26 protein-coding genes and 4 tRNA genes are annotated in these 24,069 nt (G+C 41.6%); 10 read left to right on the top strand and 20 right to left on the bottom strand.

From position 1 onward, the window contains the following. Nucleotides 1-3: 3 nt before the first annotated feature. From PFZ69_RS00005 to PFZ69_RS00020, 4 genes are all read right to left on the bottom strand, one after another. Nucleotides 4-80: transfer RNA gene (locus PFZ69_RS00005), tRNA-Met, on the bottom strand. 11 nt (nucleotides 81-91) lie between these two features. Then, nucleotides 92-168 (bottom strand) — tRNA-Pro (locus PFZ69_RS00010). Nucleotides 169-184: 16 nt separating this feature from the next. Next, nucleotides 185-261 (bottom strand) — tRNA-Arg (locus PFZ69_RS00015). A gap of 8 nt (nucleotides 262-269) precedes the next feature. Further along, nucleotides 270-354, bottom strand: a tRNA-Leu gene (locus tag PFZ69_RS00020). A 143-nt stretch (nucleotides 355-497) separates the two neighbouring features. On the opposite strand from PFZ69_RS00020, the gene kynU reads away from it, so the two are divergent. The 7 genes from kynU to PFZ69_RS00055 all read left to right on the top strand — a co-directional run bounded on the left by kynU (nucleotide 498) and on the right by PFZ69_RS00055 (nucleotide 5,998). Then, nucleotides 498-1,799: a kynureninase gene (gene kynU, locus PFZ69_RS00025; protein ID WP_270179000.1), complete on the top strand. Its 1,302-nt coding sequence runs from the start codon at nucleotides 498-500 to the stop codon at nucleotides 1,797-1,799. 63 nt (nucleotides 1,800-1,862) lie between these two features. After that, nucleotides 1,863-2,048, top strand: coding sequence for a hypothetical protein (locus PFZ69_RS00030; RefSeq protein ID WP_270179001.1), 186 nt, complete (start codon nucleotides 1,863-1,865; stop codon nucleotides 2,046-2,048). Between the two features lie 13 nt (nucleotides 2,049-2,061). Then, complete coding sequence (locus tag PFZ69_RS00035) at nucleotides 2,062-2,319, top strand: spore coat protein (protein ID WP_270179002.1); 258 nt, start codon at nucleotides 2,062-2,064, stop codon at nucleotides 2,317-2,319. A 111-nt stretch (nucleotides 2,320-2,430) separates the two neighbouring features. Then, on the top strand, nucleotides 2,431-3,810 hold the full coding sequence (locus tag PFZ69_RS00040) for an alanine/glycine:cation symporter family protein (RefSeq protein WP_270179003.1): 1,380 nt from the start codon (nucleotides 2,431-2,433) through the stop codon (nucleotides 3,808-3,810). 106 nt (nucleotides 3,811-3,916) lie between these two features. Beyond that, on the top strand, nucleotides 3,917-4,075 hold the full coding sequence (locus tag PFZ69_RS00045) for a YjcZ family sporulation protein (RefSeq protein WP_270179004.1): 159 nt from the start codon (nucleotides 3,917-3,919) through the stop codon (nucleotides 4,073-4,075). A 455-nt stretch (nucleotides 4,076-4,530) separates the two neighbouring features. After that, complete coding sequence (locus PFZ69_RS00050) at nucleotides 4,531-5,073, top strand: 5' nucleotidase, NT5C type (RefSeq protein WP_270179005.1); 543 nt, start codon at nucleotides 4,531-4,533, stop codon at nucleotides 5,071-5,073. A gap of 10 nt (nucleotides 5,074-5,083) precedes the next feature. After that, a complete protein-coding gene (locus PFZ69_RS00055) occupies nucleotides 5,084-5,998 on the top strand; it encodes an NAD(P)/FAD-dependent oxidoreductase (RefSeq protein ID WP_270179006.1) in 915 nt (304 codons plus the stop codon). Nucleotides 5,999-6,046: 48 nt separating this feature from the next. On the opposite strand, the gene PFZ69_RS00060 is transcribed toward PFZ69_RS00055, so the two are convergent. Together PFZ69_RS00060 and PFZ69_RS00065 are read right to left on the bottom strand one after the other, a co-directional pair. Next, entirely contained in the window at nucleotides 6,047-7,249 is a 1,203-nt protein-coding gene (locus tag PFZ69_RS00060) for a D-alanyl-D-alanine carboxypeptidase family protein (RefSeq protein WP_270179007.1), read from the bottom strand. A gap of 161 nt (nucleotides 7,250-7,410) precedes the next feature. Further along, nucleotides 7,411-7,575 (bottom strand): hypothetical protein, encoded by a 165-nt coding sequence (locus tag PFZ69_RS00065; protein WP_270179008.1) that lies wholly within the window; start codon nucleotides 7,573-7,575, stop codon nucleotides 7,411-7,413. 172 nt (nucleotides 7,576-7,747) lie between these two features. Between PFZ69_RS00065 and PFZ69_RS00070 the strand changes: the two genes are divergently transcribed. Continuing rightward, nucleotides 7,748-7,951: an alpha/beta-type small acid-soluble spore protein gene (locus PFZ69_RS00070; protein WP_270179009.1), complete on the top strand. Its 204-nt coding sequence runs from the start codon at nucleotides 7,748-7,750 to the stop codon at nucleotides 7,949-7,951. Between the two features lie 49 nt (nucleotides 7,952-8,000). Here the strand turns inward: PFZ69_RS00070 and PFZ69_RS00075 are convergent, their stop codons facing one another. The 5 genes from PFZ69_RS00075 to PFZ69_RS00095 form a co-directional block, all read right to left on the bottom strand. Then, the gene (locus tag PFZ69_RS00075; protein ID WP_270179010.1) at nucleotides 8,001-8,504 is read right to left on the bottom strand and encodes a hypothetical protein; all 504 of its coding nucleotides are present in this window, start codon (nucleotides 8,502-8,504) and stop codon (nucleotides 8,001-8,003) included. A gap of 54 nt (nucleotides 8,505-8,558) precedes the next feature. Next, nucleotides 8,559-8,807, bottom strand: coding sequence for a DNA alkylation repair protein (locus PFZ69_RS00080; RefSeq protein ID WP_270179011.1), 249 nt, complete (start codon nucleotides 8,805-8,807; stop codon nucleotides 8,559-8,561). Nucleotides 8,808-8,898: 91 nt separating this feature from the next. Further along, nucleotides 8,899-9,258 carry a YppE family protein gene (locus PFZ69_RS00085; protein WP_270179012.1) on the bottom strand — a complete coding sequence of 120 codons (360 nt, stop codon included), beginning with the start codon at nucleotides 9,256-9,258 and terminating at the stop codon, nucleotides 8,899-8,901. A gap of 111 nt (nucleotides 9,259-9,369) precedes the next feature. Next, the gene (locus PFZ69_RS00090; protein ID WP_270179013.1) at nucleotides 9,370-9,876 is read right to left on the bottom strand and encodes a MerR family transcriptional regulator; all 507 of its coding nucleotides are present in this window, start codon (nucleotides 9,874-9,876) and stop codon (nucleotides 9,370-9,372) included. Nucleotides 9,877-10,210: 334 nt separating this feature from the next. After that, nucleotides 10,211-11,173, bottom strand: a complete 963-nt coding sequence (locus PFZ69_RS00095; RefSeq protein ID WP_270179014.1) for a DUF2515 family protein — start codon at nucleotides 11,171-11,173, stop codon at nucleotides 10,211-10,213. A gap of 91 nt (nucleotides 11,174-11,264) precedes the next feature. Here PFZ69_RS00095 and recU point away from each other — a divergent pair, with 91 nt between their 5' ends. Both recU and PFZ69_RS00105 read left to right on the top strand, forming a co-directional pair. After that, nucleotides 11,265-11,876: a Holliday junction resolvase RecU gene (gene recU, locus PFZ69_RS00100; protein WP_270179015.1), complete on the top strand. Its 612-nt coding sequence runs from the start codon at nucleotides 11,265-11,267 to the stop codon at nucleotides 11,874-11,876. Between the two features lie 75 nt (nucleotides 11,877-11,951). Then, entirely contained in the window at nucleotides 11,952-14,645 is a 2,694-nt protein-coding gene (locus PFZ69_RS00105) for a PBP1A family penicillin-binding protein (protein ID WP_270179016.1), read from the top strand. 19 nt (nucleotides 14,646-14,664) lie between these two features. On the opposite strand, the gene PFZ69_RS00110 is transcribed toward PFZ69_RS00105, so the two are convergent. From PFZ69_RS00110 to dinG, 9 genes are all read right to left on the bottom strand, one after another. Beyond that, nucleotides 14,665-15,171 (bottom strand): YpoC family protein, encoded by a 507-nt coding sequence (locus PFZ69_RS00110; RefSeq protein ID WP_270179017.1) that lies wholly within the window; start codon nucleotides 15,169-15,171, stop codon nucleotides 14,665-14,667. Then, nucleotides 15,161-15,823, bottom strand: coding sequence for an endonuclease III (gene nth / locus PFZ69_RS00115; RefSeq protein ID WP_270179018.1), 663 nt, complete (start codon nucleotides 15,821-15,823; stop codon nucleotides 15,161-15,163). The genes PFZ69_RS00110 and nth overlap by 11 nt, the downstream gene beginning before the upstream one ends. A gap of 64 nt (nucleotides 15,824-15,887) precedes the next feature. Next, on the bottom strand, nucleotides 15,888-16,601 hold the full coding sequence (locus tag PFZ69_RS00120) for a DnaD domain-containing protein (protein WP_270179019.1): 714 nt from the start codon (nucleotides 16,599-16,601) through the stop codon (nucleotides 15,888-15,890). Between the two features lie 156 nt (nucleotides 16,602-16,757). Further along, entirely contained in the window at nucleotides 16,758-18,050 is a 1,293-nt protein-coding gene (gene asnS, locus PFZ69_RS00125) for an asparagine--tRNA ligase (RefSeq protein WP_270179020.1), read from the bottom strand. A 114-nt stretch (nucleotides 18,051-18,164) separates the two neighbouring features. After that, nucleotides 18,165-19,358 (bottom strand): pyridoxal phosphate-dependent aminotransferase, encoded by a 1,194-nt coding sequence (locus PFZ69_RS00130; protein WP_270179021.1) that lies wholly within the window; start codon nucleotides 19,356-19,358, stop codon nucleotides 18,165-18,167. Between the two features lie 24 nt (nucleotides 19,359-19,382). Beyond that, nucleotides 19,383-19,868 carry a cell wall elongation regulator TseB-like domain-containing protein gene (locus tag PFZ69_RS00135; protein ID WP_270179022.1) on the bottom strand — a complete coding sequence of 162 codons (486 nt, stop codon included), beginning with the start codon at nucleotides 19,866-19,868 and terminating at the stop codon, nucleotides 19,383-19,385. Nucleotides 19,869-19,881: 13 nt separating this feature from the next. After that, nucleotides 19,882-20,052, bottom strand: a complete 171-nt coding sequence (locus PFZ69_RS00140; RefSeq protein ID WP_224877917.1) for a YpmA family protein — start codon at nucleotides 20,050-20,052, stop codon at nucleotides 19,882-19,884. 230 nt (nucleotides 20,053-20,282) lie between these two features. Next, nucleotides 20,283-21,116: a ComEC/Rec2 family competence protein gene (locus PFZ69_RS00145; protein ID WP_270179023.1), complete on the bottom strand. Its 834-nt coding sequence runs from the start codon at nucleotides 21,114-21,116 to the stop codon at nucleotides 20,283-20,285. A 40-nt stretch (nucleotides 21,117-21,156) separates the two neighbouring features. Beyond that, the gene (dinG, locus tag PFZ69_RS00150) at nucleotides 21,157-23,952 is read right to left on the bottom strand and encodes an ATP-dependent DNA helicase DinG (protein WP_270179024.1); all 2,796 of its coding nucleotides are present in this window, start codon (nucleotides 23,950-23,952) and stop codon (nucleotides 21,157-21,159) included. Between the last annotated feature and the right edge of the window lie 117 nt (nucleotides 23,953-24,069).

Genomic DNA, 24,069 nt, shown 5'->3' on the forward strand with positions numbered 1-24,069 from the left:
ATATGGTAGCGGCGGAGGGGATCGAACCCCCGACCTCACGGGTATGAACCGTACGCTCTAGCCAGCTGAGCTACACCGCCACGCTATGTGATGGTCGGGAAGACAGGATTTGAACCTGCGACCCCTTGGTCCCAAACCAAGTGCTCTGCCAAGCTGAGCTACTTCCCGACTATGTTATTAAAAATGGCGCGCCCGAGAGGAGTCGAACCCCTAACCTTCTGATCCGTAGTCAGACGCTCTATCCAATTGAGCTACGGGCGCATCTATTCTGGTGCGGGTGAAGGGACTTGAACCCCCACGTCGTAAGACACTAGATCCTAAGTCTAGCGCGTCTGCCAATTCCGCCACACCCGCATGTGGTTTGTTTCGTTTCAGCGACAATTAATATAATAACACCCTAAGCCAAAACACGTCAATCATTATTTCAAAAAAACATTTAGTTTTTTCATATCGGGCTATGTAAGCGTTGACAGCTTCTCATTCTTTACCATACGATTATGATACTAAAGGAGCTGAGTAAATTGAGTGTACCACAGTCCATTTATTATGCAAAAGAGCTAGACGAAAAAGACCCTCTACGCCACTTCAAAAATGAGTTTTATACTCCGGACCATTCCATTTACATGGATGGCAATTCACTTGGCCTTCTCTCAAAACGAGCTGAAGCTTCTCTACTCCAATCGATTGACGATTGGAAAACGCATGGAATCAATGGTTGGACAGACGCGGAGCAACCATGGTTTTATATGGCAGAAATGCTTGGCAAGATGACTGCGCCCCTTATCGGAGCAAAAGAAGACGAAACGATCACAACAGGTTCGATCACCACTAACCTCCATCAAATGCTAACAACTTTTTACAAGCCATATGATAAGAAAACGAAGATCATCGCTGATTCACTCACTTTCCCTTCAGATATATATGCAATAAAAGCACAGCTAGAGCTTCACGGACTATCACCAGACGAACATCTCATTCAGGTGCAAAGTTCAGATGGTCGTACGATTGATGAAGACGACATTATTAAGGAGATGACAAACGAAGTCGCACTAGTCCTCCTCCCTTCTGTCTTGTATCGTAGCGGTCAATTACTCGACATCAAAAAAATAACTCGAGCAGCAAATGATAAAGACATCATAATAGGGTTCGACCTTGCGCATTCCGTCGGTGTCATTCCTCATTACTTACACGAATGGGGCGTTGACTTCGCGGTGTGGTGCACGTACAAATACTTAAACAGTGGCCCTGGTGGTGTCGGCGGTCTTTATGTCCATGAAAAACACCTAGGAAAGAAACCAGGCCTTGCAGGTTGGTTCAGCTCGAAGAAAGACGTTCAATTCGATATGAGTCATGACCTTGATCATGCACAAACCGCTGGAGCATTTCAAATCGGGACACCTCATATTTTCAGCATGGCTTCATTGATTGGTTCGTTAGAAATTTTTTCTGAAGCGGGCATTGAACAAATTCGAGAAAAGTCGTTAAAGCTCACGAAGTACTTAATGGAGTTAACGGCTTTAAAACTGAATCGCTTTGGCTTCACTATAGCTAACCCTGCAGAGGACCATCGCCGTGGTGGCCATGTTTGTTTAGAACATAACGAAGCTGCTAGAATTTGCAAAGCGTTAAAAAACAAAGGCGTGATTCCTGACTTTCGAGCTCCAAACGTCATTCGTCTTGCACCGATCTCGTTATATACGTCGTTTGAAGATGTGTGGAACGTTGTACATATATTAGAAGAAATCATGGCTACTAAAGAGTATGAGCAATTCACAAACAATCGAAACATCATCGCGTAAACGCGTATAAAAAGTCCCTCAACATTCAATATTAAGATTGATTCAATAGAAGGAGGGACTTTTATGGAACAGTTGAATGAATTGGAGTTGCAGAACCTTCGCCACATGATCGGTGGTCACGACACGCTGGCAAATAAACTTGATACGTATGCCCAAACTTGTACTTGTCCTGAACTAAAGCAAATGCTGCAAAAAGATGCGCAAGATGCAAGAAATACAAAACAACAGCTTATGTCTTTTTTAGGTTAAGGAGGAGAAAGTAATGAATGAGAAGGATATGGTCAACGATTACTTGTCAGCTCTAAATGGAAGCCTGATCAACTATGGTAGTGTTATTTCACAATGTGATAACGAACAACTGCGTCAGACGCTTCAACAAATAAGAAATACTGATGAACAAAGGCAGTATAACCTTTATCACTACGCAAAACAAAAAGGGTACTATCAGCCAGCAGCACCTGCGCAGATGCAAGAAGTACAGCACGTTAAGAATCAGCTTAACGGCCAACAGCCTCAATAATAAACAGCCGGTTTGACCCGGCTGTTTTTTTTATTGTTCCTTAGACTAAGTTTCACATTCCCTATTTTTGGATATTAAAGTTATACACTATATTCGTAGGGAGCGATTAGAATGGAAACGATTCTTAATGCGATCTCGGAGTTCTCCGGATTCATATGGGGCTATCCGATGATGATTTTACTCTTAGGAGGAGGGCTTTTTTTAACCATCCGACTCGGCTTTTTTCAAATTATTTTCTTCCCCCACACCTTGAAACATACGATCGGTAAAATTTTCGAAAAAAACAAAGGCGATGGAACGATCTCGCCATTTCAGGCTTTCACATCTGCTCTAGCATCTACTGCGGGAGCTACAAACATTGTTGGCGTACCGGTTGCGATTGCGTTCGGTGGACCAGGCGCGATCTTTTGGATGTGGGTCGTTGCCATCATCGGTATGTCGACGAAATACTCTGAGATCGTGTTGGGTATCAAGTATCGAGAAAAAAACAAAGATGGGGTTTATGTTGGCGGGCCAATGTATTACATACGTAAAGGACTTAACTGGAAATTCGCATCATGGCTCTTTGCATTCGGTCTGATGATTGAAATTATACCGGGTGTCATGGTTCAAACAAACTCGATCTCTACCTTAACCGAAGGATCATTCGGTCTCCCTACCTGGTTGACGGGTATCATTCTGATGACTCTTATTTCAATCGTAGTGTTTGGAGGAATTAAAAGAATAGGATCTGTTGCAGAGAAAATCGTACCATTTATGATCCTAACCTACATCGGAGGCGCTATCGGTGTGATGGTGATCAACATCGACCAGTTTCCTGAAGTGATGAAGCTGATTTTTGTCCATGCATTCCAACCAATTTCTGCAGCAGGTGGCTTTGCAGGTGCTGGGTTTGCTGCAGCAGTCCGCTGGGGTCTTGCGAGAGGACTATATTCAAACGAAGCTGGAATGGGAACTGCTTCGATCGCACACTCCGCCGCTCACACGCCACACCCTAGCCGACAAGGTCTTTGGGGAATATTTAGTGTCTTCATTGATACGATCGTTCTTTGCACAATTACAGCTTTCACCGTTCTCGTATCTGGAGCGTGGAAGGATGTGAAACCTTCTAATGCATCGGATATGGTCTCTGACGCATTTGCTGGCTTGATGGGAGAAACGTGGGGCCCAATTTTCGTATCCTCCCTTCTTCTCATCTTTGTCATTAGTACCATCGGTGTCCTGATCTTCTATGGAGAGAAACAAGCAGAATACCTATACGGGTCTAAAGCTTCTAAAGTGATGAGGGTGGTTTATATTTGTGCCGTATTTGTCGGAGCAATCGGTGGCCTTCAGTTCGTATGGGAACTAGTTGATCTCACGTTAGCACTCTTTGTTATCCCTAACGTCATCGCCATCTTATTCCTCAGTAAGGAAGTGAAAGAACTTACAGATGACTACCGAAACAACTTCTTACAGCAACGTAGTAAGGACAATACGTTCAGTGGCTAGTTGGGTACTTTTCTAAAAACTGCCCCTTCCCTCCGCTCTTGCCCACATCATTTATAGACGGATACATATAGTGATAGGGCAAGAGATACTAAGGGGGATCACAACTATGAATTATGGAAATGCACCATATCCAAATGAGCCATACAACCAGGTGGCAGGAGCAAGTATGCCTTACTATTGTTGTAACAACGGCAGCGGTTTTGCCTTAATCGTCGTACTGTTTATCTTACTCATCATCGTTGGCGCAGCTTTTGTGAAATATTAAGGAAGAAGACAGGATTCGCTCCTGTCTTCTTAGAGTGTAGAGAAAGTCTTTAGAGAAATTCGTTAAACACTCCAAGACGCTCTCTTTCCGCATAAATAATTTATACACTTGTAAATCAAAGAATGAACTGACTCAAAATGACAGTAGAAATATGTCATAGCATAATTGGTCGGAAAGTTTAACTTTTGTAAGAATGAATTCTAGTAGGAGTGAATCCCTCTTGACTCCAGTGGTCCAACGGGCGTTTGAGACTCAGAGCGGACCGTTCTTGTCCGATTTGAGGCTCAAGCGTTCGTCCACAGGAAAGCAAGAGGGATTCAAACTCCTACGTTATAGGGAGCGCAACTTTTTAAGCTTTCAACGATCTGGAAGACAGGATTACTTCCTGTCTTTTTTATATAAATTGTAAGGTATACAAAGGACTGATATGATAAATGAGAACGAGGTATAAGGAAGTGAAAAGTTTGAATACGTTATTGATCGATATGGATTCAGTTATATGCGATTTAATGACTGAATGGCATAAACGCTACAACCGTGACTACGAAGATAATTTAAATGTTGAAAAGCTAAAATGCTGGAGATCAGAGGATTACGTTAAAGAAGAATGTGGTGTAAAGATATATGATTATCTGGACGAGCCAGGCTTGTTTCTTTCTTTGACTCCTCTCCCGAACGCAATCGAAGTGCTTGAGAGGTTATCTTCACGCTATGAGCTCTTGATCGTTACGAGTAGCCGTACATACGCATACACTGAAAAAGAATTATGGGTTGAAAAGCACCTTCCCTTTATCGGTAAGAGAAACCTAATCTTTACACATCGTAAAGAGATGATTCGCGGAGACTTGCTACTAGACGATGCCCCCCACAACCTTGAAGCATTTCGAAACACTGGTAGAACGGCGATCGCCATGGATTACCCGTACAACAAAGATGTTGACGTTCCGCGTGTAAAAAGTTGGCTTGAATTCGAGAATTGGCTTTCTGTTAGAAAGTGAGGAAAAAAAGTTGCTCCAAAAAAAAGATCTCATCATAATCGGAGGAGGACCTGCAGGCATTTCTGCAGCTATATGGGCAAAGCGCTTAGGACTGGATCATGTGTTGTTAGAATCCAATAAGGAACTAGGAGGGCAGCTCCTTTCGATCAACAATAAAATCATTGATTATCCAGCTGTCATGTTGGAAAGTGGCGTTGCACTACAAGAACAATTAGTCGACCACGTAAAAACTCTAGGCTGTGAGCTAAGTACGGATGTGGCGATCGAAAAGATTGATTTTATCAACAAATTATTGCACACAACTTCTCACACATACGCCTTTCAATCATTAGTTATCGCGACAGGTTCATCTCCTAAGAAGCTCAGCATACCTGGCGAGCAGGAAATGATCGACCGAAATGAAGTGTATTCTGCGACGAGAGACCGAGATCGCTTTAAGGGAAAGAAAGTAGCAGTCATCGGAGGTGGCGATCGAGCTTTTGAAGGTGCTCTTCTTCTTGCAGAAGCAGGTGCGACTGTTCAATTGATTCATCGCTCCACTACGTTTAGGGCTAGAAATGAATTTCGGGACCCGGTATTAGCACACCCTTCGATCGACGTCTTAACAGATGCGGTGGTGACAATGATCGATAGCTCGAATAAGCAATTGTTCTATGACAGGAAGGAACGATCGTATGAGAGTCAAGCAGACGGTATTTTTATTAGAATTGGTGTAGAACCAAACACACATCTTTTCTTAGACAGTTTAGAAACAGATGAAGAAGGCTATCTTGTGTGCGATAAGACGGGTCAGACATCGTTACCTTTCGTTTATGCGGTAGGAGATGTGTGTACGCGGCCTCTATTGTCGAGTATATCGTCTGCTACAGGTCAGGGCATGACCGCTGTAAAAAGCTTATCTCTTTATTTAGAAAGTACAACGTGAACGATATGAAAAAGCCTGCAGGTAGCACTGCAGGCTTTTTCGATGCGATTAAGGAAACGATCGTGATCTTCTACGGTGAGAAGATTTCTTGCTCAAGATTAAAGCAAGTAAGATAACCATAAACATCCCGATTCCGATGACTAGTATGGCAAGATTCAGCCACTCATTACTTGTGGATTCCTCACCACTCGTTTTATTGACTGAAGTCTCGACATCAGCAACAGGCGTTGAGGAATCGTTAAGAGACTTCGCCGATAAGAGCGATGAATCTAATAACGAGGTGATCGAACCTATACTAGATTCCATGACACCATCGTCCGTAATCGTTAATTCGACTTCTTCATCGTTGTTTCTCAAAAGTGTTAATTCTTTCGATAGCATGTAATCTGTATCGCCGATCGTTCCGATTTTCTTTCCTTCTTCATACACCACTGGAGTAAATGCATTGAAGCCGTAGTTGAGCAGCTTAAGTGTATCTTGGTAGGCTGTATTGCTACTATTCGCTTTCATCGTTACAGCGATCAATTCACGTTCATCTTGTTCAGCACTCGTTACGAGTGTGAATCCAGACTTTGAGACATAGCCATTTTTTCCACCTGTAACGTAATCATGATCTAACAGCAAGCGATGATGATTGATAAGCGTCGTATCCCATTCTTCGCCACTCCATTCCATCTCTTTTAAGGAGGCGATCGAACGGTACTCATCGTTCTGCATCGCATATTGAGTAATTCTTGCCATATCTTTTGCTGTCGTTACGTGCTCTTCATTGAATAGTCCATGTGGATTCGTAAAATTCGTATCTTGAAGGTTTAACTCATCCTTAACGAATGCATTCATTTCTTCAGCAAATGCATCGACACTGCCACTTAAATGCTCCGCAATCGCCACAGCAGCATCGTTACCTGAGTTGACCATCATCCCTTTAACGAGCTTTTCTAAAGGAACCGTTTCTCCCTCAGCTAAGTACACTCTCGTTCCATCAACTTGCCGAGCCTCGCTGCTAACTTCCACAGAATCATTTAAGTTTCCAGACTCGATAGCAAGGATCGCTGTCACGATCTTAGTGATACTAGCTGGGTACATGACTTGACCGCTGTTTTTCTCATATAAAATTTGACCTGTTTTTCCATCGATAAGTATTGCTGTCTCACTTGTTATGTTTGGTTCTTCTGCTAAGGTAGTTTGTGGAAAAACACTAAATAGTAATGTTAAGGCAAATAGTATTAACCACCATTGTTTTGCGATCATAGGAGCTCCTCTTTCTTTAAAATGGTATTAAAAAGAGTTCGTACACTCGACTCATCCACTGTCTAGTACAATAGACTCACCTATACCATTATAAAAGAAACACTTGAACGCGAACAACAATCATTGTGTTAAAATTTTTAAATTAAAATCAGTTTTACCTTTCAAGATACATTCGATAGCTTCCACTGCTCATAAATCTCTTGAGGAGCTGTCCAACATAGCCAGGAAACGAGAATCTTATTTTCTTCAGTCAATACGAGCCAATATTCCCACCTTCGTTTTTCAAGGTTTTGATAAATACCTGATTTTCGAATGAACCGATCCATGTTTTTCCCTCCAATATGCTGTTACCAAGCTAGTATGTACTATTCGACTCCAATTCGTTAAAATCCTTTGAATATTCAAAATATTATTCTTAACACACCATTATCTACCATTTTTATTTTCGGATAACCTCAGGCCGCTAAGTACATGATAAGGTGCAAGGAGGTGTACAACATGGCAAATAACAATAGCTCAAATAACTTGGTAGTCCCTGGTGTACAACAAGCTTTAGATTCAATGAAGTATGAAATTGCAAGAGAATTTGGCGTACAGCTTGGTCCTGACTCCACTTCTCGTTCTAACGGTTCTGTTGGAGGAGAAATCACAAAGCGTCTTGTCCAAATGGCTGAACAACAGCTTGGCGGCGGAAAGTACTAACATCAACTGAAAAGTATGGATAGAAAAAGGCGGATGCTATCCGCCTTTTTCACTTTATAGTCGATAACTCTGCTGCAGTTCGAATGGTATAATCGACAATGGTAGTGAGATCACTTATTTGATCTTCGTTTATTTTTCGATTGAATTCTAATTCAACTCGGTTCGTAATCGTTGCTTCCTGACGATATTTATAAGATAGCGTTTGATTAACATATGGACGATCTCCCCATATTTCTTTGATTATCTTGTAAATCTCATCACACTTAGATTCTTTACTCATCGTAAGATCAAAACATAGCTTCAATTCACACCCAGGCATGATATGATCGAGCTCAAGCTGCTCTGCACTAAAACTTTCAAGGCTCGCATGAAGATTGATCGTACTCAAAACAGTTGAGTTTTCTTCGAAGCTTACGATATAAGTCCTAGATAGAGTTGCGAGATCGACAAGGTCACTACGATTCGCTATCGTGATTTCACCGTCTAGATCTCGATCGTATAACTCACCTTCAAGGACAACTTTTACGTTTTCATAAATTGTTGGATCGAACATATCCTAACCTCCCAGTCTACCTACTATACCATGATTTTGGGAGGCGTATCTCAATTACCCTCTTGGGTGCGATCGCGCAAATTGAACAAATGTTTCTTCGTCTCCAATTTCACCACACGTTGCACACTGAATACGATACTCGGGTCCTTTATATTCCATGTGAAAAGGGTCCATAGCTCCTTCTTCCATTACAGATACTACTTCTCCCGTTTCTGGGTCCATCTTGACTGACGTCACCTTTTGCTCTAGTTTGTTAAACCTCGAACGATTCGTTTTACATCTCGGACATAAGTAAGCTGTCATGCTGTCACTCCCTTTTTCATTAGTATCCATGAAATTAGGAATAATATACAATTAATACAGTACGTGAAATTTTTATAACAAACAGATGAAGTTACTCATCTGTTTGTTCGATCAGTTTCTCAAGAACATATTCGATCGATTGTACTCTCTCATTAAATTTCTTTGGACCTGTATCTTTTTGCCAGGCAATGACAGAAACCATTTCGAGGTTTTCATACGTATTTTTTATTTGAATCGGATAGAGGTATTTTGGCTTATTTTCCATTACCCATTCCCTTGCTAGTGGTTCCCACTCTTTTAATATAGCTAAGGCACGGTCAGCGAATGGCTTTACTTCTCCATAAAAATCCACTTCATACGTTTCGAGTTGAGTCCGATTGACGTATTGCAGCCTCGCTTCTTCAGTTATTTCCATCAATTGTTTTGTTAGAGAAATTAAATTCTGATTCAAGACAGTCACTCCCATCTTATCTATCCTAACACACAAAGCCGCTTCCAATCACAAACAAAAAACCTTATATCCAAGATGGACATAAGGCCAGCATATTGATTTAGCTTCTTATTAGAAACTAAATAAACTCATGATCCAGGGACGCTTCACTTTTCCTGTCGACTGGCCTACTGCTTCCTGAATAGACGTATGTTCTTCAAGTTCCATCAACTTCTCTTCGATACGAGTCACTTTCTTAAGTAGTTCATCTAACTCTGCACGGTGCTGAAGAACTTGTACGGTGATCACTTCGTTTGCTTTTTCTTCTAACTGCCTCTCAAGTTGTTCAAGGCGTACGGAGAATCGATCGAGCCGTTGCTCAAACTTTTCCTGAGATACCATTTTAGGAGCAGACTTCTTCACACCATCTCCTGTATCTGTCATTTTGATCCCTTCCATCGATTGTCCGCTGCGAAGCTCCTCCTGAATATGCTTCAGTTTTTCAATCGTCTCCTCGCTAAATAAAAAGTGACCTAGCTCGTTTTTATCACACTCTAAATCAAAGTACTTAACCCATCTTTGAACAGTAGTAGGATTTACACCAAGTTGATCAGAAACCTGCTTTGTTTTTAACAACATGAAATCCCATCCCTTCTGTTAATGAAGGCTTCCGCCTGTTTTGTAATTGTATAATTCGTCCTATACTTGAAAACGCCTTCTTCAATGACAAAACTAGAAGCGTTTCGGCAAAGGTAGTGTTTTACTGATAAAGCGGAACTTTTTCGACATCTAACAGAATGATTTTGTAACTTCTGCTCAAACTAAATGACAGGAGGTGTAGTGACATGACAAAAAAACGCAAGTTGCAAAAACCTGCAAGAAACGCACAGCCTTCACAAGAGGAAACAAGACCTGGATATGGCAACAAAAAATTAGAAGGACCCAACCGTCCTTCAACTTAAAACCTAGGGGATCATCCCCTAGGTTTTATGACATTTTCAAGCTCTACCACGATCTTGATCTGACTTCTTTTCTTTTCATACCAATCCGTAAGATCGAATGGGTTAAGCTCTACTTCTTTTCTCAACATCTTCGCGACGGTTCTTCTACTTGTAAACCATTCGACTTTTTCCCGCTGGTGATGTGTGATGATCGGTAAAACTTCTCTCAGCATGCGCCCTTCTTTCTCTTTTCCCATGTATTTCTCGTAATCATAGCGATTACCTGTTGGAGGGGTGTGTGTCGAAAAGTCATAGAACAGGTGAAAATAGTCAGGATGGAACAACAGTTTCGCTAATTTCTTGCCTAGTTCCACTCTATTTTTCGTATGTCGAAAACCCTTAACAGTCAGCCCGTATAATTGACCTCTTCTAGTGGGAAAAAGAACTGTACTGTAGTGGAACCATTCCTGGACGTTGAATAGAAACGAATGAAACACCTTTTTCTGAAGAGAGTGATGCAAAAGAACCGGTTTCTCTATAACATGCTGCTCGTTGATGATCAAAGCTCTCATCAAGCGTTCTTCGTCTCTAGTTGTAAAAAACGTCTCCCACTCTTGTTGCATAAAACGCGAAACATGAAAATCATTTAAATATGACATCATCGAGCATCGATACTGCTTGCTCAATGCATATAAAACTAACTGTGGAAAAGCGTCCTCGAAGATCGTCCAGTTCGCTCGTTCATATGTAAGCAAAAGGGCTGCTATCTTTTCCTGTGAGATAATTTTCGGAAACCATTCGCCTTTAAGATCAGCCATGCTCCACCCTGCATTTCTAGACACCATCGACGCCAAGAAAGCCCACTTTATCTCGGGATGACTCCTAAAAAATCTCTCGTAAAATACGGTACGTGAAATATTATCCGTATTTCCTTCCGCTACAAGTTTCTTAATTTCTAAGATTTCTTTTTCGTTTAACTCCCTCTTTGCTTTCAATCTTTTTTTCACCTGCTTGAAACATTTTAGTCGTGCAAGACGTTATAATTAGAGTAGAATAGTTGAAGTAGCTTCTACAGAAAGGATGGTTATGTTGCCGATTCGATATCCGAACGGAAAGCCGTATGTCCCTTCGGCTCAGAATCAGCTTGCGAGTCAGAAACAAAAGTCTTACAGCAATCGAGGAATGACCCTTGAAGAAGACATTAACAAGAGCAATACTTATTATCTCTCGGTCGGTAAGGCAGTTATTCATAAAAAGCCGACTCCTGTGCAAATTGTAAACGTTGATTATCCAAAACGGAGTGCTGCAGTTATCAAAGAAGCCTATTTTAAGCAGGCTTCCACGACGGATTATAATGGTGTCTACAAAGGAAGGTATATCGACTTTGAAGCGAAAGAAACGAAGAATAAAACCTCTTTCCCATTGAATAACTTTCACGAGCATCAAATTTCACACATGAAACAGGTGATCGAACAATCAGGAATCTGTTTCATTATTTTGCGTTTCTCAACATCTGATGAAGTATTCTTCTATGATGCCACACATTTATTTCAACACTGGACCGAAATGAAAAATGGCGGTAGAAAATCGATTAAAAAAGAAGACATTGAAAAGGACGGGATCAAGATCCCCTATACGTTCCAACCACGCATTGACTATATGAAGATTATTGATAAAATGTATTTCAATCAAAGCTAGAATTTAGCGCATTCATAAAATACGGGATTGTATCGAATCCTATAAAGAGTATTGGTTTGAAAGGCAGGAATATGCATGAGTGAATATAACTCTCGTCAAGAAAGACGTAAAATGAAAAACCCAAAAGAAAGTAAAAAGAAAAAAGGAAAAAAAGGAACGTTCAAAAAAGTACTTCTATCACTCGTTGTGTTACTTCTCATCGGGATAACCATAGGAGGAATCACAGCGGTCGCATACATCAACAATGCACCGGAATTGGATCCAGAAGCGTTAGCCAACCCACAATCTTCTGTGATTCTAGACCGTAATGATGAAGAAGTGCAAACGCTCGCTGGAAGCAAATCTCGTGAAGTGGCGAAGATAGATGAAATTCCTGATATTCTAAAAAACGCATTTGTTTCTGTTGAAGATACGCGTTTTTATGACCACTTTGGTATCGATCCTCGTCGTATCGGGGGAGCAGTTCTCGCAAACGTTAAAGACGGATTTGGTGCAGAGGGTGCGAGTACGATCACACAGCAAGTGATCAAAAACTCCCTTTTAACTTCAGAGAAATCATTGGAACGAAAAGTTCAAGAAGCTTACTTATCCATCAAGTTGGAACAACAGTATACGAAAGATCAAATTCTTGAAATGTATTTGAACAAAATCTACTTTGGGAACGGCGCATGGGGCGTTGTTGATGCAGCAGAAACTTATTTTGATAAGAACATCACTCAAGATGAGCTGACTCCAGGAGAAGCAGCACTACTTGCTGGACTACCTCAGCGTCCGACAGCTTACGACCCATTCGATCACCCTGAAGTCGCAGAAGAACGTCGTAACACTGTGCTTAGCTTGATGAAAAAGCAAGGTGTGATCACAGCAGAAGAAGCTAAGAAATATAGTGCCATGAAAGTAAGTGACATGGTCGTTCAAAGTAACAACGACAAATCCACTGAGCAGTATAAAGTGTTCATCGATCGTGTTGTGAAAGAATTGCAAGAAAGAGAAGATATATCTGAGAAAGATATTTATTCTGGCGGTTTAACGATTCATACTACGCTAGACACGAATGCACAAGAAATTACGAATGATGTGATCGAAAACTACAACTATACGAACGAAAACATGAGATCAGGTCTTGTTCTGCTCGATACGAAGTCAGGCTCTGTTCGTGCGATCGGCGAAACTCGTAAAGACGAGAGTGTCATTCCTTACGCGACGACAGACAATCTGCAAACAGGATCTACAGCGAAACCGATCATTTCTTACGGTCCTGCAATCGACAACATGCAATGGTCGACTGGTCGATCGATTAAGGATGAGAAGCTAGAAATTAATGGCGCAAACATTCGAAACTGGGACCGTAAATATCGCGGTCAAGTATCGATGAGAAAAGCGTTGCAGTGGTCTTACAACGTCCCTGCAGTCAACACGTTTACTGAAGTTGGCGAAGGTCCTTCTCTAGAGTTCGCTAATAAACTTGGGCTAGGCCTTAAAGAATCTGACATGGTTCCAACTGCAGCGATTGGAACATTCGGTTCCTCCCCACTCGAAATGGCAGGAGCTTATGCTGCATTTGGAAACAACGGTAATTACAACAAACCGCACACAGTAAGAAAAGTTGTGTTCCCAGACGGTCGAGAAATTAACCTCGAGCCAGAATCCGTTAAAGCGATGAATGATTACACGGCATATATGATCACAGATATGCTGAAGACAGTTGTGAAAAGCGGAACCGGTACGGATGCAAACATTTCCGGTTTACCTTTAGCAGGAAAAACCGGTACGACGAACCATCCTCAAGACGTTGTCGAATCAAAAGGGTTCCCGACCTCAGGAATCACAAGGGACGCATGGTTTGCAGGATATACAACAGAGTACTCGATGGCCGTTTGGACTGGGTTTAACTCTCCTAATAGCCATTACCTCGATTCTGGCAAAGGAGAAGACGATACGTCCAAAATTCTCTTTAGAGAAATCATGCAACGAGTTTCTCAAGGTATCGAGACTGCTGACTTTAAAAAACCTGATTCTGTTGTCGAAGTTGGTGTAGAAAAAGAAACGGGATTACTCCCTAGTGATTACACACCAAAAGACCAGATCGTTTATGAACTATTCGTAAAAGGTAATACACCAGAGAAAACGTCTGATAAATATCAACAGCCTGAAGGTGTAAAAGACTTATCTGCTCAATACGATGAAGCATCGAACAGCATTTCAGTTTCTTGGAAACCTGGCGGCGATAAAAACTACACGTACAAAGTAGAAATGAGCGTCGATGGCGGAGAGTATGCAACGATTTCAGAGTCGAGCAATACGGCCGTTTCAATTGACAACGTATCAGCTGGAAGCGAATTTACGTTTAAAGTAACGGCAATCGTTTCTGATACAGGTGTCACGTCTAAGCCTGCACAAACGTCAGTCACTGTTCCTGCTCAGGAAGAGCCTGAACCTGAAGAAGAAGAAAATGAAGAAAACGGCGAAGGTGAAGGTGAAAACGAAGGCGAAGGCGATGGAGACGGTGAAGGTGAAGGCCAGGGCAACGAAGGCGAAGGCAATGGCTCTGGAAATGACTCTGGCAGCGAAGGTAATGAAGGATCTAATGAAGGTTCCAACGAAGGTTCCGGTAACGAACAAGGTAATGGGAACCAAGGCGGAAATGGCGGAGGTAACGGCAGCGGAAACAATGGTGGCCAAGGAAATGGTCAATCAGATGATAGTGAGAGCCGAAAGCCTGAAGACGATTCATCTTCCCTTTCTGACCTCATACCTGGAAATAACTAAAAAAGAAGCCAATCGGTTTTTAATCCGATTGGCTTTTCTTTATGGCTTCATTTTTCATCCACTTTTTATGAAGGTCATGAATAAGCTCTCGTAATTGTACAAAAGACGTGTAATGATCATAATGATCGATCACATAGTTTAAGCGTTCTGCCCCATTGATCGGTGAGATTTCAAGGGAACGAATCGTTGCCTGCCACTCCCCTGCCAACGCTCTTCTTCCATTCAGCCAAAATAAAGCTTCCATCAAGTAGCCAATTTGAAAAACCATCTCGATGCTCGCTTCTTTTTTCTTTCTGCTTGAGAAGAAAGCTCTTATCGTTTCTTCAACGTCTTTCCATTGCTCGAAATACTCCTTGAGATGCGATGTAGGGGAATCCCATGGTCGCTCGTCTTTCTGTCCGAGAAACTCCTGCACTTCATAAAAGAAAGGGTTTCGTTTGGTGGTATGTTTTATCTCTTCATGCCAGTCAGAATCAGCAAAGAATAAAGGGTGATGAATGGCTTTAGGAAGACCTTTACTTTCCATTCCGTGCAACCTTTTTCATTCGTTTTTGCCCTTCTCTACATAAATCTAGTAAGGGACAAATTTCACATTTAGGTGATTGAGCTCTACAGTGATATCTTCCGAAGAAAATGAAACGGTGATGAGAGACGGACCATTCATCTTTTGGTATTTTTCTCATCAACGTCTTTTCCACTTCAAGAACGGAATCTTTCCAGCGACAAATCCCAAGACGCTTACTAACTCTCTCAACATGAGTATCAACCGCTATCGCTGGCAGGTCAAAGGCAACTGAAGCGATGACATTTGCCGTTTTCCTGCCTACTCCTGGTAGCAACATTAGTTCATCTCGATCTTGTGGAAGCTGTCCACCATATTCCTCGATCACCATTCGAGCCAGCTTTTTGATATTTTTTGCTTTGTTCCTAAAAAGCCCTATTCTCCGAATATCACTTTCTAATTCCTCTAACTCGACATCCACGTAATCCTCAGGCTGCTTGTATTTCTCAAAAAGGCCTGGCGTTACTTTATTTACTAAAGCATCCGTACACTGTGCCGATAGTACGACCGCAATCGCAAGCTCAAACGGTGTCGTATGATGAAGCTCACAGTGTGCATCTGGAAACATTTCTCCCATGGAATCTAATACAGTACGAATCTGTGGCTTTGTTAACAACGATATCCATCCTTCCATTCATATAAAAAAACGGGAGGTTCGCTCCCGTTTCCCCACCTTATCTTTATTTTCCGAGCCAATTATATATCGGAGCACTTGTATTCGATCTATTGTCAGATTTCGGTGATGATGTTTTCTTATCGTATTGATGCTTTCTGAACTTCTCTCCGTACGCCCTTGCCTGATCGATCGTTTGAATGTTATTCCGTTTCCATTCGAACAAAATGCGATCGATGTATCTGAAGTTTAATTTTCCAGCAAGAACGGATTCTTTTAGAGCAGCTTTTATAAGTTCAGGATCATGCTTATCTCCATCGATCCACATCGAAAGTGTTTCACATTCGATAGGTGATAGAGGCCTCGCAAACTCACGTTCAAAAAGAGTATACAAACTTTCTTCGTTTTGAGCATTTTTTTCAGCTTTCGATTTCGCTTCTTGTTGCTCTAATTTCGTAAAAATTCGTTCCCATAATGGGAGCAGCGAATAGGCTTCTGAATAATAGCCTTTTTCTTTATCTCGATGTTCATCGATTGTTAAAACACCTTTTTGCATGAGTTGTTGAATCTTATCCATACACGTTTGTGGGGTATACGTCATTTCTGCTGAAAGTTCTTCAGGGGTAGGAAATGAATTACCATGTTCGATAAAGGCATGTAACTTGATCAAAAAGAAGCAGTCTTCTTCATGAAGTCCTACAGTTGAATAATGAGTTAATAAGAGCCTCGGTATGGATACATGTCCCCCGTTTAACAATTCAATAATGTGTTCTTTCTTCATCCCATCCACCTCTACCTTTCATTATAGCATGCCGGCATTTTGTGATGGGGTGAAAACCCTTGGTTTCGTTCCCTTAAAACGTTGAAAAAATTCGGCAACCACTTCATATAAAGACGCTCCTTTCAAATATGAAAGAAGCGTCCCTTTGCTAGTTTATCATGGATACAATCTGTTTAAAAGTCTAGGGAATGGAATCGTCTCACGAACATGCTCGACGCCTGAGAGCCAAGCTACTGTTCGCTCAAGACCTAGTCCAAAGCCTGAATGTGGAACAGATCCATATTTACGTAGTTCTAAATACCATTTGTAAGCATCGTCAGTTAAGCCATGCTCTTCATAACGCTTCTCCATAAGAGCAAGGTCATCGATTCGCTGACTTCCACCAATAATTTCTCCATACCCTTCAGGAGCGATCAAGTCAGCACAAAGCACAACTTCTTCGCGTTCTGGATCAGGTTTCATATAGAATGCTTTGATATCCTTTGGATAGTTCGTTATGAACACAGGTTTTTCAAAGCTTTCTGCGATTGCTGTCTCGTGTGGTGCACCGAAGTCTTCTCCCCACTCGATATCTGTAAATCCTTTTTCCTTCAATAGAGAAATCGCATCGTCATAAGAAATACGAGGGAATGGCGCTTGAATCGCTTCTAGCTTGGATACATCACGACCAAGTGTCTTTAGCTCGATCTGACAGTTTTCTAGAACAGACTTCACGAGGAAGCTCACATACTGTTCCTGTACTTCAAGACTTTCTTCGTGGTCCATAAATGCCATCTCAGGTTCAATCATCCAGAACTCGATCAAATGGCGACGTGTTTTTGATTTTTCTGCACGGAACGTAGGTCCGAATGAGAAAACTCGGCCAAACGCCATCGCAGCTGCTTCCATGTAGAGCTGACCGCTTTGAGAAAGATACGCATCCTCTTCAAAATATTTTGTATGGAAGAGATCTGTTGTCCCTTCAGCTGAGCTACCTGTAAGAATTGGAGGATCGATTTTCACAAACCCATTCTCATTGTAAAATTGGTAAGTTGCTCGAATGATTTCGTTACGAATACGAAGGATCGCATTCTGACGCTGTGAACGAATCCAAAGATGACGGTTGTCCATTAGGAATTCTGTTCCATGCTCTTTCGGTGTGATCGGATAATCGACAGCTTCATGAATCAGTTCGATATCCGTTACTGTTAATTCATACCCGGATTGTGAACGATCGTCTTCTCTAACGATTCCAGTAACCCATACAGAAGATTCTTGGGTAAGTCCTTTAGCAGCTTCCCACGCTTCTTCTGAGACTTCTTTCTTTACCATAACGCCTTGAATAAATCCAGTTCCATCTCGAAGCTGTAAGAACTGAATCTTTCCACTAGAACGCTTGTTATGTAGCCAAGCTCCGATCGTAACTGTTTGTTCGACTTTTTTACTTACGTTTGAAATCGTCGTTTTCACTACTTATTTCCCTCCAACTTATATAAAAACGTGCGGGCTAAACACTTTGTTATTCCATAGCCTCTTTTTCATCATCACTTTGTATTATACCTGTCCTAAGCGTGTGGAACAACATTAGACAGCAGACGTTTGTTTTGACTTCACGAAGCGTTCGATACGCGTGATCGCTTCAAGAATAACATCCAATGACGTTGCGTACGAAAGACGCACATTATCTGGTGATCCGAACCCAGACCCAGGAACGAGCGCTACTTTTTCTTCTTCCAATAACCCTTTAACAAATGCATCGACTGAATCGAATCCAGTCATTCTAGCAGCTTCCTTTGCATTCGGGAAAAGATAAAATGCACCTTTTGGCTTGACACATGTGAACCCTGGGATGTCACTCAACCGTTCATGGACGATATTGAGTCGCTCTTCGAATGCTTTGTTCATCGTCTCAACAGGTTCTTGCGTTCCTTCATAAGCGGCAAGAGCTGCATACTGAGAAATAGACGTTGGATTAGAAGTAGAGTGACTAGCAAGGTTCGTCATCGCTTTGATAATCTGTTTGTTTCCTGTTGCATATCCAATTCTCCAACCTGTCATCGAATGAGATTTCGAAACACCGTTGATCACGACCGTTTGCTCTTTTAACTCGTCTGAAAGCTGAGCAATAGATGTATGTTTCGCACCTTCATATACAAGCTTTTCATAAATCTCATCAGAGATGATAAGAATATCATGTTCAAGGCAGAATGCACCGATCGCCTCTAGCTCTTCTCGTGAATAGATGGATCCAGTCGGGTTTGATGGCGAATTGATTACGATTGCCTGCGTATTTGAAGTCACGACTTCTTGTAGCTGTTCAACCGACACCTTGAATTCGTTCTCTTCTTTTCCTTCTACATAAACCGGCTTCCCACCAGCAAGTTTCACTTGCTCAGGGTAGCTTACCCAATATGGGGTCGGAATGATCACTTCATCCCCTTCATCTAGAATAACTTGAAACAATGTATACAAAGCGTGCTTTGCACCTGTACAGACGATGACTTCTTCTGGTGTGTACGATATGTCCTGATCTTCTTTAAATTTACTTATGATGCTTTTCTTAAGGGGAAGAATTCCACCTGAGGGCGTATACTTTGTAAGTCCATCATTCATTGCTTTCTCAGCAGCAGATAGAATATGTTCTGGTGTATTAAAATCAGGCTCACCAGCTCCAAGGCCAATCACATCATGACCTTCTTCTTTCAATGCTTTCGCTTTCGCAGTAATCTCTAGTGTGGCAGAAGGCGTCAATGCCGCCACTCTGTTAGATAGTTTCATCTCACTCTTCCTCCTTCAGGTTCATTAACTTTGTCTGATGCTCCTCGAGCGCCAGTATTCACCGTTACTGAAATAGTAGTATGCAAACGTATAGCGATCCTGATCGTCAACAAACGTTGCTTCCCAAACAAGCACTTCTTGACCATCCTGGTTCACTTCGATTCCAGGTTTGATACTTATTATCTCAGTCGGTGAAAATCGATCGTTCAGATTCGATTTTACAACGTTTGAAGCAACACCTTCATCTTCTTTCTTTGTGACAGGGGATCCCTTTTTCTCAGGTACCCATGTATAGACAGCCTCACCGTCTTCATTCTTGCCTTTAAAAACAACGTACGCGCCGTTCGTTCCATGATAATGGATCGTTTCGTCCACTTCGCTTAACCCTACAGCACCTTTGGCTTTTTCTTCAAGCTTATTAGGACTTTCCAAAATCGATTGATAAAAAGACACCCCTTGCCAGATCACTAAACCTAGAACTAAAACTAATATAATCCCCAAAATTCGCATACGAACACCCTATTTATGTACGATATATTGTAAATACCATCTTTTCCTGATCCTCTTCGTCGAGTGCCAGTCCGAACATTAGATCTCTCTCTTTTAATGTGCGATTTAACGCATCGACGATTTTATAAATATCAAGAGACTTTGTTACTTTTACTGTCGATAATACTTCGATATTACTCTCCACTCGTGTCATCTCCCTATATAGTTTGGATATTCCATCAACGCAAATATTTGCTACTTATAGTTTAGATTCTTCGTGACAAACTAAAAGTACCGCAAAAGCGGGAACGGTGCAAACCGTAATACACGCCCCACTATCCAACGATTGCCTGCGTTTTAACGCAGGCTTTTACGTTTTACAAACAACCTAACCTTATTTTTAAATAAGTTGATGATTTTTGCAATACTTATTCTTTAATGGCCCTGTGGAGTCGTCTTCGTAGGAATGGTGATCACATCATAACCATCGAGCTGCATCCGAATGGTCACACTCCCAATGCGATATGGATAATACACTTCTGTCCAATTTTCACTGAGTCGTTCGAGAATGGCTTCACTGATGTCGATTTTTTTATGACGAAAAATAACAGCCATCTGTGGGTTGATCGCATCTAGAAACTGAGAGGTCGTTCCGATATCACTTCCAAAATTCGCCACTTTTAATACTTCTGCAGTTCTTCCAGAAGCTACGATCTCTTCCTCAAGCTCGCGATTGGTTTCACCCATAAACAATAAGTCTTGACTACCTAAGGATAGCATAAATGTAGTAACTCCTGCCTTAGATATATCGATGATATCGATCGATGCACCTTCTACGATTTCTACCTTTTCCTCCACATTCAAGTTACCTACCTTCGTTTGAGAAGGAATTTCTTGAATCAATGAATCGACGAGGCGTTCAGGAGCAATGATTTTCTTTACATTAAAATACCTAAGTAAGGAATTGATATTGCCAGAATAGGCTTCGTCCGCATTCGTTAACCAGATCTCTTCTATTTCCTTCACTTGATACATTTGAAGACGGTCGATCAGCTCTTCTTCTGAAGCAGAACTTCCTGTATTGATCAGGACGGTCCCTCCGATCGGATCCTGAACGAGTATTGCTTCACCCACAGTTAAATCAAAAAACGTCACAGCGATTTCCTGGTTTTCTAAATTCAAATCTACTGATTGGATCGGTGCATTTGAACCAGCTGTATTTACTGATAGAACCAAGAATAAAAAGAGAAACATCATTGATCTTTTCATCACACTACCCCCTGAAAGTAGTGTGTGAAAAAATCATGATTTATAACCAGAGGTCGAGTTCGTTCACAAGCTCTTCTACACTCCCCTTTATCATCGGTACGTCAGGTAAAGATTTTACGAACAAGCGGCCATATCTTGTTGAGACGATCCTCTTATCGAAAACAAAAACCGCTCCTCTGTCCTTTTGAGACCGCACAAGACGACCGAACCCCTGCTTAAATCGTATGATGGCTTCAGGTAAGGAAAGTTCCATGAAAGGATTTCCTCCAGAATGTTTTAGTTTCTCAGACCTTGCCTGAAATACTGGATTGTCTGGAGGCGAAAACGGCAACCGAACGATGATCAGGCAACTTAGATCTTCACCAGGAATATCGACACCTTCCCAGAAGCTGCTCGTTCCAAAAAGAATCGCATCGTCACTTTCTTTAAAGTTCTTCGTTAATCGAACGCGACTACCGCTATCGACGCCTTGACTGATCAACGTTAAGTCGTCATGCTGCATAAGCTCTTTCATCCTTAGGTGAGCTTTTCTGAGCATGTCGTACGAGGTGAATAGCACAAGCATCCTTCCTCTAGTGACTCTTGCTATTTTTAAAATCGCGGCTGTAATATGATCCACGAATTCATAGTCAGAGACATCTTTAATCATTGGAAGGTTCGTTGGAATCATCAACCTGGCTTGTTCAGAATAATCGAACGGTGATTCGTAACGATACGTCTTAGGTCCATACTCATCCAGTCCAAGCCTCTTAATGATAAAGTCGAATGAATTTCGAACGGTTAGCGTTGCAGAAGTAAGAAGAATACTCTTCTTTTTCCCAAAGTATTCTTGTGATAACAGTTCGCCTACCTCAACAGGCCGACTGAATAGAAAAGCTGAGTTGATCGCACCTTTCGGATCGATCTCTACCCATTTAACGTCATTCGACTGATCTTGTAGCAATAAATAATCGATCTTCGCAAGCTCTTCTAATACGGAAGCATGCAGGCCTTTGAAATCTGCAGCAGCATTGATTTGCTCTCGCGTTAAGTCGTCTTCATTGAGATCTAATTCTTTTTCGATCTTCACTAACAATTTATCGAGGTCTTTTAAGTAAAAGACGAGCCGATGTGCTGCTTCCTGGATCGCATCCCAGGCTGAGCCCTTTTCATCAGTCAGTCTATAACTTAAGCGACCGATTTCATTCGAACGGTTGATATTCTTCTGCACATACCGATGCAGCATTCTAAAGAGCTCATCTAAATCAGACAGTATCGTTTTAACGTATGCATCGATATCTGATGTGATCTCATCTAGTTCAACACCGATGTCTTTAAGGATACCCACCGTTTTTCCATAAAGACCATCTCCGTCTTTCAGACCCATTCTTACGAAGCCTTGTAGAATCGAAAAGTAATCGGTTTTCACTCCAAAGAACTCTGTAGCGATATCCTCAAGATGATGAGCTTCATCGATGATGGCTTGTTGATACGCTGGTAAGAGCTGATGGTCATTGATCAAATCACTGAAGAGAAGAGCGTGGTTCGTGATGATAAGATCAGCATTCATGGCTAACCGTTTTCTGCGGTGATAAAAATCTCTTGAAAACCATGGTGAACGGTGATTTGCTGATACGGTTGCATCGCTCTTTATTTGTTGCCAAAATAACTTTCCACCGCTCGAAAGGTTTAGTTCCTCTACATCTCCATAGTCCGTCTCAAGCAGCCAGACAAGTATTTGAGCTTTCGTTAAGATGGTGTCATAGTTATTCTCTTCGAATTGAAAAAGCTGTTGTTCAAACCTCGTCATATCAAGATAGTTGCTTCTGCCCTTTAAAACCGTTGCTTTAAAATCAAACGGTAAGATTTCTTTTAAGAACGGAATATCTCTTTGAAGCAATTGCTCCTGAAGTTGAATCGTATGCGTACTTACGACGACTGGTTTATTCGTGTTTTTCGCATGAGACACACCTGGCAAAAGGTAGCCAAGGGATTTGCCGATACCCGTTCCTGCTTCGATCAGTACATGATGATTTGTATCAAAAGCATCTGCTACACTTCTCATCATGTCGTTCTGGCCATCACGTGTTTCATAACCAGGTATGATCGTTGCCATGGTCGTAGCTAGATTTTGTTGAATCTCATCAAATGGGATCGGTTCTTTTAATGGTTCGGCTTCTTGAACCTCTACTTGTCTCTTTAACGCAATATCGCGAAAGATTTCAAACTCCCCTTCAGGCTCAATCGCTTTCTCTTTCGTTTCTATTAATTCCTGAAGAATGGTTTCCATGTCACTTAAAAGTCTTGGACTAAGTTCAGCTAGCTGTTTTAACGTGACGACTGGAAGAGATTCGAGTTTATGAAATAAGTACTTCAGAAGTTCTCCCGTCACCTCTGCATCACTATCCGCCTGATGCGGGTTGTCGTGAACGATTTCAAGGTGGTCGGCTAACCAAGACAATTTATAAGCTTCTGCTTGCGGAAGGAAGATTCTTGCGAGCTCTACAGTATCCAGAATCGGACCATCAAAAGGCTCGTATCCACTTTCATCAAGCTCTGCGTTCATAAAGTTCAAATCAAATCTAACATTGTGCGCAACAAAATAAGCCCCATCAAGTCGTTTTAGCAGCTCAGGAGCTACTTCATCAAAAAGTGGAGCGTCTTTAACATCTTCGTCAGAAATCCCAGTCAACTGCTGTATAAATGATGGAAGAGGCTGTTCTGGGTTCACATAGGACGAATATCGGTCCACGATGGTGCCATCTTCAATAACAACCAACCCGATCTGTATGATTCGATCTCCATTTTTCGGAGAATTTCCCGTAGTTTCAAAATCAATAACTGTATAGCGGTTCATTCTTTTCACTCCAGTTGCTTCAAACCTTACTCTCACCTGTATAACTTTATCACTTTTTAAGTCGAACGGAAAATAATTTTGAAAAAGAAAAGCTCTGGAACGTTTACCAGAGCTTTT

It is taken from the genome of Alkalihalobacillus sp. CinArs1 (assembly GCF_947387515.1).
Taxonomy (GTDB): Bacteria; Bacillota; Bacilli; order Bacillales; family Guptibacillaceae; genus Guptibacillus.

What these genes read in the sequence shown, in the direction of transcription:
- PFZ69_RS00065 (WP_270179008.1), bottom strand. Translation starts at nt 7,575, where the DNA reads ATGGATCGGTTCATTCGAAAATCAGGTATTTATCAAAACCTTGAAAAA.
- PFZ69_RS00040 (WP_270179003.1), top strand. Translation starts at nt 2,431, where the DNA reads ATGGAAACGATTCTTAATGCGATCTCGGAGTTCTCCGGATTCATATGG.
- PFZ69_RS00135 (WP_270179022.1), bottom strand. Translation starts at nt 19,868, where the DNA reads ATGCGAATTTTGGGGATTATATTAGTTTTAGTTCTAGGTTTAGTGATC.
- PFZ69_RS00070 (WP_270179009.1), top strand. Translation starts at nt 7,748, where the DNA reads ATGGCAAATAACAATAGCTCAAATAACTTGGTAGTCCCTGGTGTACAA.
- PFZ69_RS00145 (WP_270179023.1), bottom strand. Translation starts at nt 21,116, where the DNA reads ATGAAAAGATCAATGATGTTTCTCTTTTTATTCTTGGTTCTATCAGTA.
- PFZ69_RS00080 (WP_270179011.1), bottom strand. Translation starts at nt 8,807, where the DNA reads ATGACAGCTTACTTATGTCCGAGATGTAAAACGAATCGTTCGAGGTTT.
- PFZ69_RS00130 (WP_270179021.1), bottom strand. Translation starts at nt 19,358, where the DNA reads ATGAAACTATCTAACAGAGTGGCGGCATTGACGCCTTCTGCCACACTA.
- kynU (WP_270179000.1), top strand. Translation starts at nt 498, where the DNA reads ATGATACTAAAGGAGCTGAGTAAATTGAGTGTACCACAGTCCATTTAT.
- PFZ69_RS00045 (WP_270179004.1), top strand. Translation starts at nt 3,917, where the DNA reads ATGAATTATGGAAATGCACCATATCCAAATGAGCCATACAACCAGGTG.
- PFZ69_RS00090 (WP_270179013.1), bottom strand. Translation starts at nt 9,876, where the DNA reads ATGTTGTTAAAAACAAAGCAGGTTTCTGATCAACTTGGTGTAAATCCT.
- PFZ69_RS00105 (WP_270179016.1), top strand. Translation starts at nt 11,952, where the DNA reads ATGAGTGAATATAACTCTCGTCAAGAAAGACGTAAAATGAAAAACCCA.
- PFZ69_RS00035 (WP_270179002.1), top strand. Translation starts at nt 2,062, where the DNA reads ATGAATGAGAAGGATATGGTCAACGATTACTTGTCAGCTCTAAATGGA.
- PFZ69_RS00110 (WP_270179017.1), bottom strand. Translation starts at nt 15,171, where the DNA reads ATGGAAAGTAAAGGTCTTCCTAAAGCCATTCATCACCCTTTATTCTTT.
- dinG (WP_270179024.1), bottom strand. Translation starts at nt 23,952, where the DNA reads ATGAACCGCTATACAGTTATTGATTTTGAAACTACGGGAAATTCTCCG.
- PFZ69_RS00075 (WP_270179010.1), bottom strand. Translation starts at nt 8,504, where the DNA reads ATGTTCGATCCAACAATTTATGAAAACGTAAAAGTTGTCCTTGAAGGT.
- PFZ69_RS00030 (WP_270179001.1), top strand. Translation starts at nt 1,863, where the DNA reads ATGGAACAGTTGAATGAATTGGAGTTGCAGAACCTTCGCCACATGATC.
- PFZ69_RS00120 (WP_270179019.1), bottom strand. Translation starts at nt 16,601, where the DNA reads ATGAAGAAAGAACACATTATTGAATTGTTAAACGGGGGACATGTATCC.
- PFZ69_RS00060 (WP_270179007.1), bottom strand. Translation starts at nt 7,249, where the DNA reads ATGATCGCAAAACAATGGTGGTTAATACTATTTGCCTTAACATTACTA.
- recU (WP_270179015.1), top strand. Translation starts at nt 11,265, where the DNA reads ATGTTGCCGATTCGATATCCGAACGGAAAGCCGTATGTCCCTTCGGCT.